Source organism: Brevundimonas sp., from assembly GCF_035627475.1.
In the GTDB taxonomy this organism is placed as follows: Bacteria; Pseudomonadota; Alphaproteobacteria; order Caulobacterales; family Caulobacteraceae; genus Brevundimonas.
This window is the reverse complement of record NZ_DASPLR010000045.1, coordinates 114,546-132,495: the sequence shown is the minus strand read 5'-3', so window position 1 is coordinate 132,495 and position 17,950 is coordinate 114,546. Positions and strand designations below refer to the sequence as shown.

Genomic DNA, 17,950 nt, shown 5'->3' with positions numbered 1-17,950 from the left:
CACGGTTGGCGCCCCGAATCCGGAAACAGTGCCAAACGATCGTCAGCGGAAAACGCCCTCGGTCGTCACAGCCAGCACCGCGACGACGGCGATCACAAACGGGATCTCGTTGGTCATTCGCCAGAAACGGCCGGAGCGGGTCGAGGTACCGGCATGGATGCGCTTCAGCTCGCCGGCCAGGAAGCCGTGCCAGCCGCTCAGGGCTATGACCGCCACGAGCTTGGTCGCCACCCACGGCCGGGCCACGAAGCCCCAGCCTTCGCCGAAGCCGTAGACGTGGATGAGGATCAGCCACACGCCGAAGATCCAGGCCGTGTTCATCGCCGGATTGATGATGATCTTGAGCAGGCGGCGCTGCCAGACCCGCAACAGACCCTGCATCTCGGAGCGCAGCGGCTCCGGCTTGTCGGCCTGTTCGGCGTCGTAGGCGTAGAGGCGGGGCAGGAACAGCATCCCCGCCATCCAGGCGATCACCGCCAGGATGTGCAGGCCCCGCACGATGTTGAACGTCTCGAAACTCATGCCGCCCGGCTCTCCGCCTGACAGGGGCAGGCCTTCCAGTCCCCCTTGCAGCCCGGACCATAGGGCGCCACCCCGGTGCGCGACAGGGCGTGGAGCACGGCCTCCGTCAGGCCGGTGATGAAGGCCGGGGCCGTGCCGACGGCCGCAACCCGCAGATAGGGCGCGACGCCGAGGCGGTGGGCCAGTTCGCCGTATTCTGTGTCCAGCTCGACCAGGGTCTCGACGTGCTCGGAGACGAAGGCGATCGGCACGACCACGACGCCGACGCCGTCGGCCCCCGCCCGCTCCAGCGCCTCAGGCGTCGACGGGCCCAGCCATTTCAGAGGCCCGACCCGGCTCTGGTAACAGATGGCGTGATCCACCGGCCGACCCATGGCCGCCAGTTTGCCGACGACGGCGGCGACCGTGCTCTCGACCTGCTCCTGATAGGGATCGCCCTTGCGGCGGATCAGGGACTCGGGGATGCCATGGGCCGAGAACAGCACCCGCACCGGACGGTCGCCGACCTTGTCCAGCTGCTCGACAATCCCCGCGGCCTGGGCCTCGACCCAGCCGTGGGCCTCCGGCCAGCAGCACACGGTGCGGCTCTCGCCCCCGCCGCCATAGACCGCATTCCAGCGCTTCAGCGAGGATTCCGTCGTGGTCGTGGAGAACTGGGGATACAGCGGCAGCAGGACGATCTCGTCGGGCCCGAAGGCCGCCACATCGGCGGCGGTCTCCTCGGTCAGCGGCGACCAGTAGCGCATGGCGATGAAGGTGCGGACCTCGTCCTCGGGCAGCCGCGGAGCCAGGGCGGCCTTCAGCGCCGCGGCCTGCTTTCGCGTTTCCGGCAACAGGGGCGAGCCGCCGCCCATCAGGGCGTAGTTGGCCTGGGCGGTCTTCTCGCGGCGGCTCGAGATGCGGCGCGCCAGGGGCCGGCGCAGGATCGCGGGCAGGCCGATGATCGCCGGATCGTTGAACAGGTTGAACAGGAAGGGCTTCACCGAGGCCTGGTCGTCGGGCCCGCCCAGATTGAACAGCACCACGGCGATGCGGCGGCCAGCGAGCGATCTCATTGGGCCCCGATCCGCTTCAGCACCTGCTCGACATGGGCGATCGGCACGTCCGGCAGGATGCCGTGGCCGAGGTTGAAGATCCACGGCCCCTGCCCCCAGGCCTCAAGCAGCTGGTCGACCCGGCGGTCCAGCAGCGGCCCGCCGGCGCGCAGCAGCAGCGGATCCAGCGCCCCCTGGATCGGCTTGATCGCCTGCACCCGGCGCCCGACCGCCAGCGGACAGGCGGTATCCAGCGCCACGGCCTGTACGTCGCACTCGGCGGCGTAGCGCTCGGCCAGCGCCGCCGAGCCGCGCGGGAAGCCGATCAGCGGGATGGCCACGCCGAGCTCCCGGACCCGCTTCACCAGCGCTTGGTGGGGTCTGAGCACGAGGCTTTCGAACAGGTCGTCCGGCAGTCCCTCGGCCCAGCTCTCGAAGATCTTCAGCACCTGCGCCCCGGCGTCGGCCTGCATCTTCAGATAATGGGCCGTGGCCTCCACAAGGACGTCGAGCAGCGCCGCCACCTTCTCCGGCTCGGCATAGGCATAGGTCCGGGCCTGGGCCCGCTCGCCCTTGCCGATGCTGCGGGCCTCGCCGTCCAGCATATAGGTCGCCACCGTCCACGGGGCGCCGGCGAAGCCGATCAGGGCCCGGTCCGGCTCCAGCCCGCCCCTGACGATCGACAGGGTCTGGCCCACCTCTTTCAGCGCCTCTCCGGCCCCGGAGGCCAGCGCCCGCATCGCCTCCACCGGCGGCAGGGCCCCGAGCCGCGGCCCTTCGCCCGCCTCGAACCAGACCTCCTGGCCGAGGGCGCGGGGGATCAGCAGGATGTCGGCGAAGACGATGGCGGCGTCGAAGCCGAACCGCCGCATCGGCTGAAGCGTCGCCTCGGCCGCCTTCTCCGGGTCGAGGCAGAAGGAGATGAAATCCGGCGTCGTCGCCCGCAGAGCCCTGTACTCCGGGAGATATCGTCCGGCCTGGCGCATGAACCATACCGGTGGGCGCGGCGTCGCCTCGCCGGCGAGAACCTTGAGCAGCAGGGGGGTGTCGGAGACGGTCATCTGATGTCGGGCTTACCGGGGGGCCGGGTCCCGCTCAAGCCCGGACATGTCGCACCTCCCAATCCTTCCTTGAAAAGAGATTCGAGAAGGATGGTGGAAGAAGGCAGGGCCGGGGATGACGGGGATAAGATGGGCGCGGCGCCCCCTTCGGAAGAGATTTTCCGCAGCCTCCTGCGGCGTCATCCCCACGGCTCCACCGGGCTGGTGAAAGCGGGGATAAATGCTAACGAGGCCTTAACGCGCGGGCTTCCAAGGGGGGCCGGGCCCGGGGGGTGGTTGGGCGCCGTTAAGGTCTCGTTAAGGCTGTCCACACCCGATCAGAACCACGGGCCGCGGGACGGGACGACTCGCCGGAAGGCCACAGCCGCCATCCACCTTCATCCCGGCTCGCCGGGTCCGGTCCACCCGGCTATAGAGATCGGCGCACCGGCCGGGGCGATCGGCGCCCGGCCCCGTCCACAGGAGTCTCGCCGCCATGGACAGCTTCCGATGAGCCGATCCACCGGATTGACCTCATGAGTCCGGCCCGTCCCGCCGGCGTCTCGCGACTGGCGACCTATTTCCACGTCCATCTGGTCTCCGACTCCACCGGCGAAACCCTGAACGCCATGGCCAAGGCGGTGGTCGCGCGCTTCGATGGCGTCATTCCGATCGAGCACATCTATGCCCTGGTCCGTTCGGCCAAGCAGATGGACCGGGTGCTGGAAGAGATCGCGGCCTCGCCCGGCGTGGTCCTGCACACCCTGGTCGACAGGGACCTGCGCGAACAGCTCGAGGAGGGTTGCCGCCGACTGGACATGCCGCAGATCGCGGCCCTCGATCCGCTGGTCGGCGCCCTCTCGCGCTACCTGGGCGCCGCCCTGTCGACCCGCGTCGGGGCCCAGCACGCGCTGGACACAGACTATTTCAACCGCATCGCCGCGCTCGACTTCGCCATGGCCCACGACGATGGCCAGGGCACGACCGAGCAATTGGAGAGCGCCGACGTGGTGCTGTGCGGGGTCAGCCGGACTTCGAAGACGCCGACCTGCATCTATCTGGCCCATCGCGGCATCCGCGCCGCCAATGTGCCGCTGGTGCCGGGACAAGAGGACGGAGAACGGCTGGTGGGGCTGAAGAACCCGCTGATCATCGGCCTGACGGTGTCGCCCGACCGGCTGGTGCAGATCCGCCGCAACCGGCTGGACGGACTGAACGCCGGCCGCGCCTCGGCCTACACCGATCACGAGGCGGTGCGCGAGGAGACGGTCAAGGCGCGACGGGCGTTCGAACGCCGCGGCTGGCCCGTGATCGATGTGACCCGCCGTTCCGTCGAGGAGACGGCGGCGGCGATCATCAACGTCCTGAACGAGCGGCGCACGCACCGGGTGGGGACCAGCTGGTGATCGCCGGCGAGCGACTCATCCTGGCCTCGAAGAGCGCGGCGCGCCGGGCGATGCTGGAGGGCGCCGGCGTTCCGTTCTCCGCGCAGGTCGCGGATGTGGACGAGGACGCGGTCAAGGCGACGCATGATCCGGCCGATCCGGCGGGCCTGGCAATCGAGCTGGCGCGGGTCAAGGCGCTGGCGGTGTCGCGTCACGATCCTGAGGCCTGGGTGCTGGGGGCCGACCAGACCCTCGCCTTCGCCGGCGGACTGGTCTCGAAAGCGCCATCGATGGCGGCGGCCCGGGCGCAGCTGGCGGCCATGCGCGGGCGGAGCCACCAGTTGCACTCGGGCGCGGCGCTGGCGCGCGACGGCCAGGTCGTCTGGTCCGGCGTCGACAGCGTGACGATGCGGATGCGCGACTTCTCGGACGCCTTCCTCGACGCCTATCTGGCGGCCGAGGGCGAGGGCCTGCTCGGTTCGGTCGGTTCCTACCGGCTCGAAGGGATGGGAGCCCAGCTGTTCGAGGCGGTCGAGGGCGACTATTTCACCGTTCTCGGCCTGCCGCTGTGGCCGGTGCTGGCCGAGCTGCGGCGCACCGGGGTGCTGGCTGCATGACCGCGATCGCCGGAGTGGCGGGCCAGCCGATCTCGCATTCGCTGAGCCCGCTTATCCACCGCGCGTGGATCGCCGCGGCGGGTCTGGACGCCGACTACCGCGCCTTCGGCCCGGCGGACGAGGCCGGGTTCGCGTCCCTGGTCGCCGATGTCAGGGCCGCGAGGCTGCGGGGCCTGAACGTCACGGCGCCGTTCAAGGGCGCGGCGCTGGCCATGGCCGACGAGGCGAGCGACACGGCCCGCCTGTGCGGCTCGGCCAACCTGCTCGTCTTCGACGACGGCCGGGTGCGAGCCGACAGCACCGACGGCGAGGGCCTGATGGCGGCGCTGGCGGAGCAGGCGCCGGAGCTCGAGGTGAACGGGCAGCCGGTGCTGATCCTCGGCGCCGGGGGGGCGGCGCGGGCTGCGGCGGCCGCGCTGAAGCAGGCCGGAGCGAGGGTGGCCGTGCTGAACCGGACGCCGGCCCGGGCGGAGGCGCTGGCGGCGGAACTCGGCGTGGCGCTGGCGAGCCCGGACGCCGCTGCTGGAGCGGCGCTGGTCGTCAACGCCCTCAGCGTCGCGCCCGGATTCGACGTACGGACGCTGCGGCCGGACGCCGTGCTGATGGACATGACCTACCGGCCGTTGCTGACCCCGTTCCTGGCGGCCGGTCGGGCGAGAGGCCTGACCGTCGTCGACGGGCTGGCCATGCTGATCGGTCAGGCGCGGCCGTCATTCCACGCCCTGTTCGGTGTGGAGCCGCCGGCGGTGGATGTGCGCGCCCTTGTGCTCGAAGCCCTGGGAGAGGCGTCATGATCGTGCTTGGCCTGACGGGCTCCATCGGCATGGGCAAGACCACCACGACGGCGATGTTCGCCGACGAAGGGGCGCTGGTCTGGAACGCCGACGAGGCGGTGCACCGGCTCTATGCCCGGGGCGGAGCGGCGGTCGGGCCGGTCGGCCAGGCCTTTCCGGGCGTGGTGGTCGACGGGGCCGTCGACCGCATCCGCCTGGCCGGAGCGCTGGGACAGGACGAGGACGCCTTCCGGCGGCTGGAGGCGATCGTCCATCCGCTGGTGCTGAAGGGCCGGCTGGAGGATCTGGCGGCGGCGGAGCGGGGCGGAGTGCGGCTGGCGGTGCTGGATATCCCCCTGCTGTTCGAGACGGGCGGCGACGCGAGCGTGGACGCAGTGGTAGTTGTGACGGCCGATCCGGCGGTGCAGGCGGAGCGGGTTCTGGGCCGCCCCGGCATGACCCGCGAGCGCTTCGAGGCCATCCTGGCGCGGCAGTTGCCCGACGAGGAGAAGCGCCGGCGGGCCGATTTCATCGTCGACACTGGCCAGGGACTGGAGGCGGCGCGGGCCCGGGTTCGTGAAATCGTGGGGACGGTTCTGGCGCCGGGCTGGACATCTCCGCGCCGCGGGCTTCCGCAAGACGCCAAACCGATTCAATAAGGGCCATGGCCCGCGAAATCGTCCTCGACACCGAAACCACCGGCTTCGATCCGAAGACCGGCGACCGGCTGATCGAGGTCGGCTGCATCGAGATCGAGGACCTGCTGCCGACCGGCCGGACCTATCACACCCTGGTGCACCCGGAGCGGCTGATCCCGCCGGACGCCATCCGCGTGCACGGCATCACCGACGAGAAGGTGCGGGACGCGCCGAAATTCCGCGAAGTGGTGCACGAGCTGATGGCCTTCATTGGCGATGCGCCGGTGATCGCCCACAACGCCGCCTTCGACCGGTCGTTCATCGACTACGAGTGCGGCCTGTGCGGCCATGCGCTGATCGAGGAAACGCGCTGGATCGACACGCTGAAGCTGGCTCAGAGCCGGTTTCCGGGCATGGCCAACTCGCTGGACGCCCTGTGCAAGCGGTTCAAGATCAGCCTGGTCGAGCGCACCCTGCACGGGGCCCTGATCGACGCCCGGCTGCTGGCCGAGGTCTATCTGGAGCTGAAGGGCGGCAAGGAGCGGCGGCTGGACCTGTCGAGCGCGCGGACGGCCACGGCCAATGTCGCGGCGGCGTCGGCCGGCGCCTACGGACCACGCCCTAGGCCGCTGGCGCCGCGCTCGACCGAGGCCGAGCGGGCGGCGCATCTGGTCTTCCTGCGGGAGACCCTGAAGGACCACTCTCTGTGGGCGGCCTATGGGCTCGATGTCGAGGCGGCGTCCGAAGCGGCCTGACCGGCGGATCAGGCCTTGGCCGTCTCCGCCGGACCACGCGCGATCTGCTGCTGGCGCGACATGTAAATGGCGGCGAAATCGATCGGGTCGAGCATGAAGGGCGGGTAGAAGCCGCCGTCCGAGGTGGCGCGGGCGATGATCTCGCGGGCGAACGGGAACAGGTAGCGCGGGCACTCGATCAGCAGCATCGGCTCGATGTCCTGCTCGGCCACGCCGGACAGGGCGAACAGGCCGCCGTAGAGCAGCTCGACATTGAACACGGTCAGGGAGTCGGTGGTGGCCTTGACGGTGAGGCGCAGCTCGACCTCGAAGAGGCCGTCCTTGCGGCCCTGGGCGTTCATCTCGACGCCGAGGTCGATGGCCGGCTTGCCCTCGACGCGCAGCGAGTCCGGGGCCTTGGGGTTCTCGAACGACAGGTCGCGGACGTACTGGGCGAGGATGCGGAAGCCGGGCCCGGCCGGGGCCTCGGCGCCGTTCTGGGCGGGGGCGGGCGTGTTCGCGTCGGCAGGCGGGGCGGCGTCGGTCATGGCGGTCGGTCTTGTCTGGAAATGGCGTGAGGGGCGCGGCCGTGCCTGCCCGGAAGGCGCGGCGACTAGCATGCGGGGCCCGTTGCGGCAACGACGCTCGCCCGGGGCGCAAGCGGGCCGGCGGCCCCGTGGCGATCGGTCGCCGGACGGGCGGGGCGCCGTTCGCCTTGCGCGCCCCCATATCAGCCCCTAATCGTCCTTTCGTCGCGCCCGGCGTTCAACCGGCGCCAATCAGGAAATGCCCGTGCCGGTCCAGGTCCAGATCGTCATCTTCGCCGTGATCGCGGCCATCGTGCTGTTCCAGCTGTACAATGTGCTGGGCAAGAAGGTCGGGCGCCAGCCCGAGGAAGACGCCCGGGCCCAGCCGGCCGCCCCGGCCGCGCCGAACGCGCCCGCGGAAAGCGGCGGCGCCCGCTCTAGCATCCTCGACGCGGCGACGCTGGCGTCGATCGCGGGGCTCAAGGCGCGCGATCCGAATTTCGACCCGGTGCGCTTCCTCGAGGGGGCGCGGCAGGCGCACGAGACCATCGTGCGCGCCTACGCCTCAGGCGACCGGGAGACGCTCAGGCCGCTGCTGACCCCCCGCGTGATGGAGTCGTTCGAGGCCGGCATAGCGGCGCGCGAGGCGCGTGGCGAAACCGAGGAGGCCGAATTCCTCCACCCGGCCCGGGCCGATCTGGAGCTGGCCACGGCGGAGGACAACCGCGCCGTCGCCAAGGTCCGCTTCCTCGCCGAGCTGCGCAACCGGGTGAAACCCGCCGAGCCGGCGGCCGAGGAGCAGGTCGAGGAGCGCCGCGTCGCCGAGGTCTGGACCTTCGAGCGCAGCCTCGGCGCGAGCGACCCCAACTGGCTGCTGGCCCGCACCGAACCCGCCTCGGCATGAGGTTCCCGCGGGCCGCCGCGCTCGCCCTGGGCCTGCTGGCGCTGGCCGCCTGCGCCACGCCGGCCGCGCCCCCCCCGACCACCCCCGTTCCCGCTGCTCCGGCGCCCGGAACTCCCGGCCCGGCCGCCCCCGCCCCCGCGGGGCTGAGCCCCGCCGCCCTGCCCGGCTGGGCCGACGAGGACCATCTGGCCGCCTTCAACGCCTGGACCGACAGCTGCCGTGTGGCCCGCGATCCGGCGTCGCAGACCCAGTGCGCCCGGGCGATGCAGATCCGCCAGACCTCGAAGCCGGTGACCCCGTCGCTGGCCCGCGCCTTCTTCGAAAGCGGCTTTTCGGTGCTGGCGGCGGAGACGGAGGACGGCGGCCCCGGCCTGCTGACCGCCTATTTCGCGCCGGAGTACGCCGCGCGCCGCAGCCCGGGCGGCGAGTTCGACATGCCGGTGCTGGCGCCGCCCGCCGGCTGGACGCGCGGCCAGATGCTGCCGCCGCGTTCGGAGATCGAGGCGGCGCCGGAGGCCGTGTCGGGGTCGGCGCCGCTGGCCTGGATGCGGGCCGAGGACCTGTTCTTCATGCAGATCCAGGGCTCCGGCTATCTGACCTTCGAGGACGGGTCGAAGGCGCGGGCCGCCTATGCGGCCGACAACGGGCAGACGTTCGCCGGCATCGCCCGGCCGATGGCCGAACAGGGCCTGCTGCCGCCGAACGGAACCTCGGGCGAGGCGATCCGGGCCTGGCTGGCGGCGCACCGGGGGGCGGAGGCGCGGGCGGTGATGGCGCTGAACCCGCGCTATATCTTCTTCAGCCTCGATCCGGACGACGGCGGCGATCCGAACGGGGCGGCCGGCGTCCCCCTGCCCGCCCGGCGCGCCATCGCTGTCGACCCGGCCCACTGGCGCTACGGCGACCTGGTGTGGCTTTCGGCCGACGGCGGCAACCTGGCCGGGGCGCGGGGCAGCTACCGGGGGCTGGTGGTGGCGCTGGACACCGGCTCGGCGATCCGGGGGCCGGTGCGGGCCGACCTGTACATGGGCCGGGGCGCGGCCGCGGGCGAGGAAGCCGGGGCGGTGCGGCATCCGCTGAGGATGTGGCGTCTGGCGCCGCGGCCGTAGCGGGCGGCGGGTTTCACCCAGGTGAAATCCGGAAAGCGGTGTGGCGCCGTCGGCAGGGTCGGCAACCGGAACAGCGGGGGCAGAGTCGGCAGAGTCTACATCGGCGCGCCTCGGGCGGTGCGGCGGGGATGCGATTGTCAAAGAGCGGCGCCTGCCGGAACGACAGGACGGGCGCCATTATGCGCCCGCCGGTTTGTCCGGATGGAAGATTGGTTCTGGCATCCGTCAAGTGACTGGAAAAACAGTATAGTTTCTGCCGAACCCGACTATAGTTTCGCGGATTGCCAGCACAGCGTCATGGGGCAGCGTCCTTCTCCCGGTGGGAGAAGGTGGCGGGGCGGAGCCCCGTCGGATGAGGGTCGACAGGGTCAGTCGCCGTAGCCGCCGCTCCGGACCCGAACCGGCTTGCGCCGCATGCCTCCTTTCGGCCCTCACCCTTTCGCGCGAGAACGACGGCTGCGCCGTCGTGCGCTCAAGCCCTCTCCCATCGTGAGAGGGGCCTGATCATCACCGCCGCCGCATGCCGCCGAGGATGCCGCGGAGGATTTCGCGGGTGAGGGTCGAGCCGGCGGTGCGCAGGACGGACTTGGTCGCCGCCTCGATGGGGGTTTCGCGGGTCGAGCGGCGGGGGGCGCGGGCGCGGGCTTCGCGGTCGAGGCGGGCCTGTTCCTTCGCCCGGGCGGCGGCGGCCCTGTCGGCCTCCCTCGCAGCGGCGGCGTCGGCCTTCGCGCGGGCCTCGGCCAGTTTCGCTTCGGCGGCGGCCTGATCGGCCTCGCCGCGGCGGGCGAGCAGGATTTCCTCGGCCGACTCCCGGTCGACCGGCGTGTCGTAAAGGCCGCGCACGGGGCTGGCGGCCATGACGGCGGCGCGCTCGGCGTCGGTGGCGGGGCCGAGGCGGCTGTCCGGCGGGCGGATCAGGGTGCGGGCGACGACGCTGGGGGCGCCCTTTTCGTCGAGGGTCGAGACCAGGGCCTCGCCGACCCCGAGCGCCTGGATGGCTTCAGCGGTGTCGAAGCCGGGATTGGCGCGGAAGCTGTCGGAGGCGGCCTTCAGACCCCGCTGTTCCGTGGGGGTCCAGGCGCGCAGGGCGTGCTGGATGCGGTTGCCGAGCTGGGCGAGGACGCTGTCGGGGATGTCGGCGGGGTTCTGGGTGACGAACCAGACGCCGACGCCCTTGGAGCGGATCAGGCGCACCACCTGCTCGACCTTTTCGCGCAGGGCGTCGGGCGCGTCGGTGAACAGCAGATGGGCCTCGTCGAAGAAGAAGACGAGCCGGGGCTTGTCGGGGTCGCCGACCTCGGGCAGCTGTTCGAACAGTTCGGACAGCAGCCACAGCAGGAAGGCCGCGTAGAGGCGCGGGCTGGCCATCAGCTTCGTCGCGTCCAGCACATTGACCTGGCCGCGCCCGTCGAGCCCGGTGCGCATCATGTCCTCGAGCCGCAGGGCCGGCTCGCCGAAGAAGATCTTCCCGCCCTGCTGCTCGAGCTGGAGGATCGAGCGCTGGATGGCGGCGATGGAGGCGGGGGCGACATTGCCGACCTCGCGGCCGATGCGTTCGGCGTTCTCGCCGACATGGACCAGCAGGGCGCGCAGGTCGTCGAGGTCGAGCAGCAGCAGGCCTTCCTTGTCGGCGACGTGGAAGACCACCGACAGGACGCCTTCCTGAACGTCGTTGAGGTTCAGCATCCGCGCCAGCAGCAGCGGACCGATCTCGCTGACCGTGGTGCGGATGGGGTGGCCCTTCTGGCCGTAGAGATCCCAGAACACCACCGGGGCCGCCTTCGGTTGCAGCGTCAGCCCCATGCCGGCGGCGCGGGCGAGCAGTTTCTCGTTGGGCGAGCCGGGCACGGCGATGCCGGACAGGTCGCCCTTCACGTCGGCGCAGAACACCGGCACGCCGGCGTCGGAGAAGCCCTGGGCCATGATCTGCAGGGTCACGGTCTTGCCCGTGCCGGTGGCGCCGGCGACCACGCCGTGGCGGTTGGCGCGGTTCAGCAGCAGGAGCTCCGGCCTGCCGCCGTCCTCCGCGGAGGCCTGGCCGAGAAACAGGCCCGGGGCGGCGTCGGGGGCGTCGGCGGCATCGGGCATGGGGGGAACTCCTGCACAGGCTCGGCGCTCATGCTCTACCGGCCGGCGTGGCGGTTCAAGGCCGATCGACGGGGCCCCCGTTGACGCCGGCTGCGGGGACCGTGACCATATGCCGATGAAACCGCCGATCAGCCTGCCCACCTCGACCGTCGGGCGAAACGCCGTGGTGGCCATCGCCGTCGTGGCCGTGGGCGGCGCCATGTACTGGCTGGCGGACATACTGACGCCGCTGGCCATGGCCATCTTCCTGCTGATCATGATCGACGGGGTGAAGCGGTTCATCGAGGACCGCACGCCGGTGCCGTCCCATCTGGCCGGGGCGGCGGCGCTGATCGTGGTCATCCTCGGCTTCTTCGCCGCCATCGCCATCATCGCCAACGGGGCGCTGAACTTCTTCGACGAGGCCTCGGGGGTGACGACCCGGATCGGGCCCCGGCTGGACCAGATCATCCATGACGTCTCCCAGCTGTTCGGCGTCGACACAGCGCCGACGGCCTCGGAGCTGATCGGCCAGCTGGACATCCGCGGCTACCTGGCCGTCTTCGCCCGCCAGGCCCAGGGCGTGGTCACCGGCTCGATCTTCGTCCTGATCTATCTGGCCTTCCTGCTGGCCTCGCAGTCGGGCTTCCGCCGCAAGCTGGTCGGCATGTTCCCCGACCGCACCGCGCGCAGCGAGGCGATGGAGGTGTTCCAGCGGGTCCGCGGCGGGGTCGAGGGCTATCTGTGGGTCCAGACGGTGACCGGGGCGATGATCTGCGCCGCCGCCTGGGCGCTGATGCGGGTGGTGGGGCTCCAGAACGCCGAGTTCTGGACCTTCGTGATCTTCATCGTCTGCTTCATCCCGGTGATCGGCGGGGCCGTGGCCGGGCTGGTCCCGCCCCTGTTCGCCCTGGTGCAGTTCGAGACCTACTGGCAGGCCGCGGTCCTGCTGGGCGGGCTGCAGGCCATCCTGTTCATCAGCGGCAACGTCATCCAGCCGCGCATGCAGGGCGACAACCAGAACATCGACCCGGTGGTGGTGCTGCTGGCGCTGGCCTTCTGGGGCAAGGTCTGGGGCGTGGTGGGCATGTTCCTGTCGACCCCGCTGGCGGTGATGGCCATGGCCATACTGGCGGAGTTCAAGGGCTCGCGCTGGATGGCCATCCTGCTGTCCGGCGACGGCGAGCCCTATGCCGACGAGAACGGCGACAAGCCGCCCGCCCGGCGCCGCGTCAACCCGCCGCAGGCGAAGGCCGACTGACCCGTCCCGGCGCCCTTGAACGGCCACAACCGGCTCCTATTTCAACCCTGTCGCCGCGGCTCCCCTCCCCCCAATGGCCGCGGCGGAGAGATCGGCGCCACCCCTCCCCTCCTGGGCGCCGGTCCGAACAGGCCGCCGGATGAAAGTCCGGCGGCCTTGTCGTATCCGGACATCGACAGACCAGCGCCGGGCCCCGGCCGCCGCGTAATTGGGGCTTCCCGGCGCGCACCGCCTGTCCTAGTTGAGCCCGGTCGGGACGGGCGGCTTGCCGAAGCGGCGAAGCGGCCTAGTCTGACGACGATCCCGGCGGCCCCCACGGGGGCCGTGTCCTCGAAGAGATGACTCCATGCCCGGCGCCACCGCCCCCACGCTCCCTCAGGCGATCACCCTGGAGGCGCTGGAGGCGAGCTTTCAGACCGCGGTTTCGGCCGGGGGTGGCGGGGGGGACGGCCACGTCGAGGCCGCCCGGTCCTATCTGGCCCAGACCCACGACGACTATGTCGCCGACGAGACGCCCGAGCTGGGCGGCGCCGACCTGGCGCATCTGCTGGCCTCGGTGTGGAAGTCGGCGGTCGGGCGCCGGCCCGGCGACGCGGCCGTGATCACCTTCGGCCCCCTGACCGGCGCCGACGGCCGGTCCACCGGCTACGACAGCCTGGCCATCGTTCAGGACGACCGGCCCTTCCTCGTCGACAGCGTCATGGGCGAGCTGGCCGAGGCCGGGGCCACGGTGCGCTCGATGTTCCACCCGATCGTGGAGATGGACGGGGTCCGCACCTCGATCATCATCGTGGTTATGGACCCGACGCCGCAGGAGCGGCGCGACGCCCTGGGCGAGAGCCTGGCGGCGACCATGGCCGACGTACGCGCGGCGGTGGCCGACCATGCGGCGATGAACGCCCTGATGGCCCGCTCAATCGCCCATCTGGAAGCCGGCGTCGCCGGGGTCGACCCGGACATCCTGGCCGAGAACCTGGCCTTCCTGCGCTGGCTGGAGGCGGATCATTTCGTCTTCCTCGGGGCCCGCGACTACGACTATCCGCGCACCAGGGACGGCGGCTACGAGGCGGAGGCGCCGCTGTCGCAGTCGGGCGCGGGGCTGGGCGTGCTGGCCGATCCGGACCGCACCGTGCTGCGCCGCGCCAACGAGCCGGCGGTGCTGACCCGGTCGATGAAGCGCCAGCTGAACCTGTCCGAGCCGGTCACCGTGGCCAAGGCCAACGCCCGCTCGCGCGTCCACCGCCGGGCCTATATGGACTATATCGGGGTCAAGCGGTTCGGCCCGGACGGCCGGCCCTCGGGGGAGACGCGCTTCGTCGGCCTGTTCACCGCCGAGGCCTATGACAAGACCGCCACCCAGGTGCCGCTGGTGCGGCGCAAGGTGGCCAACGCCCTGGCCCGGGCCGGCAAGGTGGCCGGGTCGCACAGCCACAAGCGGCTGAAGAACATCCTCGAGAACTATCCGCGCGACGAGCTCTTCCAGATCGGCGAGGACGAGCTGCTGGAGATCGCGCTGGGCATACTGCACCTGCACGACCGGCCGCGGATCAAGAGCTTCACCCGCAAGGACCCGTTCGACCGCTTCGTCTCGGTGCTGACCTTCATCCCGCGCGAGCGCTTCAATCCCGGCGTCCGCGAGCGGATCGGGCGCATCCTGGCGGAGGCCTGGGGCGGGCGGCTGTCGGCCTGGTATCCGCAGCTGTCGGACCAGCCGCTGGTGCGCATCCACTACATCATCGGGGTGACGCCGGGCGACCATCCCTGCCCCGACCCGGCCGAACTGGAGGCGAAGATCGCCGAGGCCGGGCGCAGCTGGGTCGACCGGTTCGAGAGCGCCCTGCGGGGCGCCGACGTCGACGACGTCGAGGTGGGGCCGCTGAGCGCCCGCTGGGCCTGGGCCTTCGGGGCCGGCTACCGCGACCGCTACGACGCCGACGAGGCGGTGCGGGACCTGCAGGCGGCGGACCAGCTGAACGCCTCGGGGCTCAACGACGGCGGCGAGCCGGTGGCGGTGCGCGCCTTCCGGACGGAGCGGGACGGGCCGCTCAATTTCCGCTTCAAACTGTACCGGCGCGGGGCCGCCGTGCCGCTGTCCGACGTGCTGCCGATCCTCGCCGACATGGGGCTGAAGACGCTGGAGGAATGGGGCCACGCCCTGTCGCCGCTGGGCGATCCGCAGATCCATGTGCATGAGTTCCTGCTCGAGGACCCGCGCGGCGGCGACCTGCATTTCGACGACGTGCGCGAGCCGTTCGAAGAGGCCTTTTCGGCGGTCTGGACCGGCCGCACCGAGAGCGACGGCTTCAACCGGCTGGTCATCGAGCTGGGCGTCGAGTGGCGCGAGGCGGCGCTGGTCCGCACCCTCGCCCGCTACCGTCAGCAGACCGGGCTCGACCCCAGCCAGGCGGTGCAGGAGGAGGCGCTGCGCGACTATCCGGCGGTGGCGCGCGGCCTGCTGTCGCTGTTCCACGCCAAATTCGATCCGGCCCACGGCGGCGACGCCGGGGCCCGCGAGGCCGCCGTGGCCGAGCAGACCGACAAGCTGATGGCCCTGCTGCAGGAGGTGAAGAGCCTCGATCACGACCGGGCCCTGCGCCGCATGGCCCTGCTGGTCATGGCCATCAAGCGGACCAACTATTTCCAGACGGCGGCCGACGGCCTGCCCAGGCCGCACATCGCGATCAAGATCGCCTCGCGCGAGCTGGACGACCTGCCCCTGCCCAGGCCGTTCCGCGAGATCTTCGTCTGGGCGCCGCACGTCGAGGGCGTGCACCTGCGCTTCGGGCCGGTGGCGCGGGGCGGGCTGCGCTGGTCCGACCGCCGCGACGACTTCCGCACCGAGGTGCTGGGCCTGGTCAAGGCGCAGCAGGTCAAGAACGCCGTCATCGTGCCGGTCGGCTCCAAGGGCGGCTTCTATCCGAAGAACCTGCCGGCCATCGTGCGCGCCGGCGGCGACCGCGACGCGCAGCAGGCCGAGGCCATTCGCGCCTACAGGACCTTCCTGTCCGGCCTGCTCGACATCACCGACAACATCGCCGCCGACGGGGCGGTGGTCCACCCGGCCGACGTCGTGCTGTGGGAGGGTGACGACCCCTATCTGGTGGTGGCCGCCGACAAGGGCACGGCGACCTTCTCGGACATCGCCAACGGCATCTCGGCCGACTACGGCTTCTGGCTGGACGACGCCTTCGCGTCAGGGGGCTCGGTCGGCTACGACCACAAGGAGATGGGCATCACGGCCCGCGGCGCCTGGGAGGCGGTCAAGCGCCACTTCCGCGAGATGGGCAAGGACATCCAGACCGAGCCCTTCACCGTCGTCGGCGTCGGCGACATGAGCGGCGACGTGTTCGGCAACGGCATGCTGCTCAGCAAGGCGATAAAGTTGGTCGCGGCCTTCGACCACCGCGACATCTTCATCGATCCCAATCCCGATCCGGCGACGTCCTGGGTCGAGCGGAAGCGGATGTTCGAACTGCCGCGCTCGTCGTGGCAGGACTACGACAGGTCCAGGATATCGAAGGGCGGCGGGGTCTTCTCGCGTTCGGCCAAGTCGATCGAACTGTCGCCCGAGATCAAGGCCCTGCTGGAGATCGACGAGGACGCGCTCGACCCTGCGGCGCTGATGAAGGCCATCCTCAAGGCGCCGGCGGAACTGCTCTATCTCGGCGGCATCGGCACCTATGTGAAGGCGCCGTTCGAGACCGACCTGCAGGTTGGCGACAAGGCCAATGACGCCATCCGCGTCGACGGGCCCGAGCTGCGCGTGGCGGTGGTCGGCGAGGGGGCCAACCTGGGCCTGACCCAGGCCGGCCGCATCGCCTTTGCGAGAAGCGGCGGCCGCCTCAACACCGACGCCATCGACAACTCGGCCGGGGTCGATTCCTCGGACCACGAGGTCAATATCAAGATCCTGACCGGGGCGGCGATCGCCTCGGGCGCCCTGAAGGCGGAGGATCGCAACGCACTGCTGGCCTCGATGACCGAAGAGGTCGGGCTGAAGGTGCTGGTCCACAACTACGACCAGACCCTGGCCCTGACGCTGCAGCAGGCGGAGGGGGCGGGGGCGCTGGACGCCCAGCAGCGCTTCATGCAGCAGCTCGGCGCCAGGGGCAGGCTGGACCGCAAGGTCGAGGGCCTGCCCGACGACCTCAAACTGGCCGAGATGAAGGCGTCCGGCGGGGCGCTGACCCGGCCCGAGCTGGCCGTGCTGACGGCCTATTCCAAGCTGGAGCTGTTCGACGACATCGTCGCCTCGCAGGCGCCGGACGATCCCTTCTTCAGACAGACCCTGGTCCGCTACTTCCCCGCCCCGCTGGCGAAGTTCGAGCCGGACATGCAGCGCCACCGGCTGAAGCGCGAGATCATCTCGACGATCCTGTCGAACGAGATCGTCAACATGTGCGGCGCCACCTTCCCCGAACGGCTGCGGCTGTCGGCCCAGTGCGACACCGGGGCCATGGTCATCGCCTTCGAGGCGGCGCGGCAGGTGTTCCGTCTCGACGAGGCCTGGGACCAGGTCTCGGCCCTGGACCTGAAGATCCCCGCCGAGGCCCAGACGGCCCTGTATCAAGAGATCTCGACCGTGCTGCGCCGCCAGACCTTCTGGCTGGCCCGCCGGGCGATGCGCGACGGCGCCTCGGTCGACGGCCTGATCGCCGCCTACCGCCCGGCGGCCGACACCCTGCGCGCGGCCGGCGGGGCGGTGCTGTCGCGGTTCGAGCGTGACCGGCTGGAGGCCCGCATCGCGGCCTTCACCGGCTATGGCGCGCCGAAGGCGATGGCGCGGGACTTCGCCATGCTGCGGCCGCTGGTGGCCACGGCCGACATCGGCGACCTGGCCCGCGAGGCCGGATGGCCGGAGCCGGCCATGGCCACCCTGTACCACCAGGTCGGGGCGGCCTTCGACTTCGACCGGCTGCGGGCGGCGGCGGGGGCGGTGCCCTCGGCCGATCATTTCGACCGGCTGGCGGTGCGCCGTCTGATCGAGGACCTGATGAACGAACAGGTCGCCCTGACCCGGGCGGTGGCCCGGTCGGCCGACGCCTCGATCGGCGCGACGGAAAAGTCGGCGGAGAAGGCGGTCGACGGCTGGATCGGCCCGCGGCTCAAGACGGTCGAGGGCGTTCGCGCCTCGGTCGACGAGATCGAGGCCTCGGGCTCCGGCTGGACCTTCGCCAAGCTGACCATCGCCAACAGCGTCATCCGGGAGATCGCCTCGTCAGCAGGGTGAGGGGGTTTCCGTCGCGGACATCGTCCGTCCGTCATCCTCGGGTTGACCCGAGAAGACGGCGATGGGTGGATGTGAGCCCGGCGCGCGCTTGCTCTTCGCGAGCCGGGCC

General features: G+C 71.1%; 14 protein-coding genes. 9 read left to right on the top strand and 5 right to left on the bottom strand.

Annotated elements, in window-relative coordinates; translation table 11 throughout:
* Positions 1–42 precede the first annotated feature (42 nt).
* From VEA62_RS12250 to hemE, 3 genes are read right to left on the bottom strand one after another with little or no spacing between them, the layout of a single operon-like run.
* Positions 43–522: a CopD family protein gene (locus tag VEA62_RS12250; RefSeq protein ID WP_324822033.1), complete on the bottom strand. Its 480-nt coding sequence runs from the start codon at positions 520–522 to the stop codon at positions 43–45.
* Positions 519–1,577 carry a ferrochelatase gene (gene hemH / locus VEA62_RS12245; protein ID WP_324822030.1) on the bottom strand — a complete coding sequence of 353 codons (1,059 nt, stop codon included), beginning with the start codon at positions 1,575–1,577 and terminating at the stop codon, positions 519–521. The genes VEA62_RS12250 and hemH overlap by 4 nt, the downstream gene beginning before the upstream one ends.
* Complete coding sequence (hemE, locus tag VEA62_RS12240) at positions 1,574–2,617, bottom strand: uroporphyrinogen decarboxylase (RefSeq protein WP_324822027.1); 1,044 nt, start codon at positions 2,615–2,617, stop codon at positions 1,574–1,576. The genes hemH and hemE overlap by 4 nt, the downstream gene beginning before the upstream one ends.
* A gap of 515 nt (positions 2,618–3,132) precedes the next feature.
* Between hemE and VEA62_RS12235 the strand changes: the two genes are divergently transcribed.
* From VEA62_RS12235 to dnaQ, 5 genes are read left to right on the top strand one after another with little or no spacing between them, the layout of a single operon-like run.
* A complete protein-coding gene (locus VEA62_RS12235; protein WP_324822025.1) occupies positions 3,133–4,002 on the top strand; it encodes a pyruvate, water dikinase regulatory protein in 870 nt (289 codons plus the stop codon).
* Between the two features lie 50 nt (positions 4,003–4,052).
* Positions 4,053–4,598, top strand: a complete 546-nt coding sequence (locus VEA62_RS12230) for a Maf family protein (RefSeq protein ID WP_414641900.1) — start codon at positions 4,053–4,055, stop codon at positions 4,596–4,598.
* The gene (locus VEA62_RS12225; RefSeq protein WP_324822020.1) at positions 4,595–5,392 is read left to right on the top strand and encodes a shikimate dehydrogenase; all 798 of its coding nucleotides are present in this window, start codon (positions 4,595–4,597) and stop codon (positions 5,390–5,392) included. Before VEA62_RS12230 ends, VEA62_RS12225 begins: the two co-directional genes overlap by 4 nt.
* A complete protein-coding gene (coaE, locus tag VEA62_RS12220) occupies positions 5,389–6,030 on the top strand; it encodes a dephospho-CoA kinase (protein WP_324822018.1) in 642 nt (213 codons plus the stop codon). The genes VEA62_RS12225 and coaE overlap by 4 nt, the downstream gene beginning before the upstream one ends.
* A gap of 5 nt (positions 6,031–6,035) precedes the next feature.
* On the top strand, positions 6,036–6,764 hold the full coding sequence (gene dnaQ / locus VEA62_RS12215; protein ID WP_324822016.1) for a DNA polymerase III subunit epsilon: 729 nt from the start codon (positions 6,036–6,038) through the stop codon (positions 6,762–6,764).
* A gap of 8 nt (positions 6,765–6,772) precedes the next feature.
* Here dnaQ and secB read toward each other — a convergent pair whose 3' ends face one another.
* Positions 6,773–7,291, bottom strand: a complete 519-nt coding sequence (secB, locus tag VEA62_RS12210; protein ID WP_324822014.1) for a protein-export chaperone SecB — start codon at positions 7,289–7,291, stop codon at positions 6,773–6,775.
* 238 nt (positions 7,292–7,529) lie between these two features.
* Here secB and timA point away from each other — a divergent pair, with 238 nt between their 5' ends.
* Positions 7,530–8,174 carry a TIM44-related membrane protein TimA gene (gene timA / locus VEA62_RS12205; RefSeq protein WP_324822012.1) on the top strand — a complete coding sequence of 215 codons (645 nt, stop codon included), beginning with the start codon at positions 7,530–7,532 and terminating at the stop codon, positions 8,172–8,174.
* Positions 8,171–9,283, top strand: a complete 1,113-nt coding sequence (locus tag VEA62_RS12200; RefSeq protein WP_324822010.1) for an MltA domain-containing protein — start codon at positions 8,171–8,173, stop codon at positions 9,281–9,283. Before timA ends, VEA62_RS12200 begins: the two co-directional genes overlap by 4 nt.
* A 507-nt stretch (positions 9,284–9,790) precedes the next feature.
* Here the strand turns inward: VEA62_RS12200 and VEA62_RS12195 are convergent.
* Complete coding sequence (locus VEA62_RS12195) at positions 9,791–11,371, bottom strand: helicase HerA-like domain-containing protein (protein WP_324822008.1); 1,581 nt, start codon at positions 11,369–11,371, stop codon at positions 9,791–9,793.
* A gap of 115 nt (positions 11,372–11,486) precedes the next feature.
* Between VEA62_RS12195 and VEA62_RS12190 the strand changes: the two genes are divergently transcribed.
* On the top strand, positions 11,487–12,611 hold the full coding sequence (locus tag VEA62_RS12190) for an AI-2E family transporter (RefSeq protein WP_324822006.1): 1,125 nt from the start codon (positions 11,487–11,489) through the stop codon (positions 12,609–12,611).
* Positions 12,612–12,957: 346 nt separating this feature from the next.
* Positions 12,958–17,841, top strand: coding sequence for an NAD-glutamate dehydrogenase (locus VEA62_RS12185; RefSeq protein ID WP_324822004.1), 4,884 nt, complete (start codon positions 12,958–12,960; stop codon positions 17,839–17,841).
* Positions 17,842–17,950 lie beyond the last annotated feature (109 nt).

Coding starts and splice junctions, on each gene's coding strand:
- VEA62_RS12225 (WP_324822020.1), top strand. CDS start 4,595: ATGACCGCGATCGCCGGAGTGGCGGGCCAGCCGATCTCGCATTCGCTG.
- VEA62_RS12235 (WP_324822025.1), top strand. CDS start 3,133: ATGAGTCCGGCCCGTCCCGCCGGCGTCTCGCGACTGGCGACCTATTTC.
- VEA62_RS12185 (WP_324822004.1), top strand. CDS start 12,958: ATGCCCGGCGCCACCGCCCCCACGCTCCCTCAGGCGATCACCCTGGAG.
- hemE (WP_324822027.1), bottom strand. CDS start 2,617: ATGACCGTCTCCGACACCCCCCTGCTGCTCAAGGTTCTCGCCGGCGAG.
- VEA62_RS12190 (WP_324822006.1), top strand. CDS start 11,487: ATGAAACCGCCGATCAGCCTGCCCACCTCGACCGTCGGGCGAAACGCC.
- dnaQ (WP_324822016.1), top strand. CDS start 6,036: ATGGCCCGCGAAATCGTCCTCGACACCGAAACCACCGGCTTCGATCCG.
- timA (WP_324822012.1), top strand. CDS start 7,530: ATGCCCGTGCCGGTCCAGGTCCAGATCGTCATCTTCGCCGTGATCGCG.
- VEA62_RS12250 (WP_324822033.1), bottom strand. CDS start 522: ATGAGTTTCGAGACGTTCAACATCGTGCGGGGCCTGCACATCCTGGCG.
- VEA62_RS12230 (WP_414641900.1), top strand. CDS start 4,053: ATGCTGGAGGGCGCCGGCGTTCCGTTCTCCGCGCAGGTCGCGGATGTG.
- coaE (WP_324822018.1), top strand. CDS start 5,389: ATGATCGTGCTTGGCCTGACGGGCTCCATCGGCATGGGCAAGACCACC.
- VEA62_RS12195 (WP_324822008.1), bottom strand. CDS start 11,371: ATGCCCGATGCCGCCGACGCCCCCGACGCCGCCCCGGGCCTGTTTCTC.
- secB (WP_324822014.1), bottom strand. CDS start 7,291: ATGACCGACGCCGCCCCGCCTGCCGACGCGAACACGCCCGCCCCCGCC.
- hemH (WP_324822030.1), bottom strand. CDS start 1,577: ATGAGATCGCTCGCTGGCCGCCGCATCGCCGTGGTGCTGTTCAATCTG.
- VEA62_RS12200 (WP_324822010.1), top strand. CDS start 8,171: ATGAGGTTCCCGCGGGCCGCCGCGCTCGCCCTGGGCCTGCTGGCGCTG.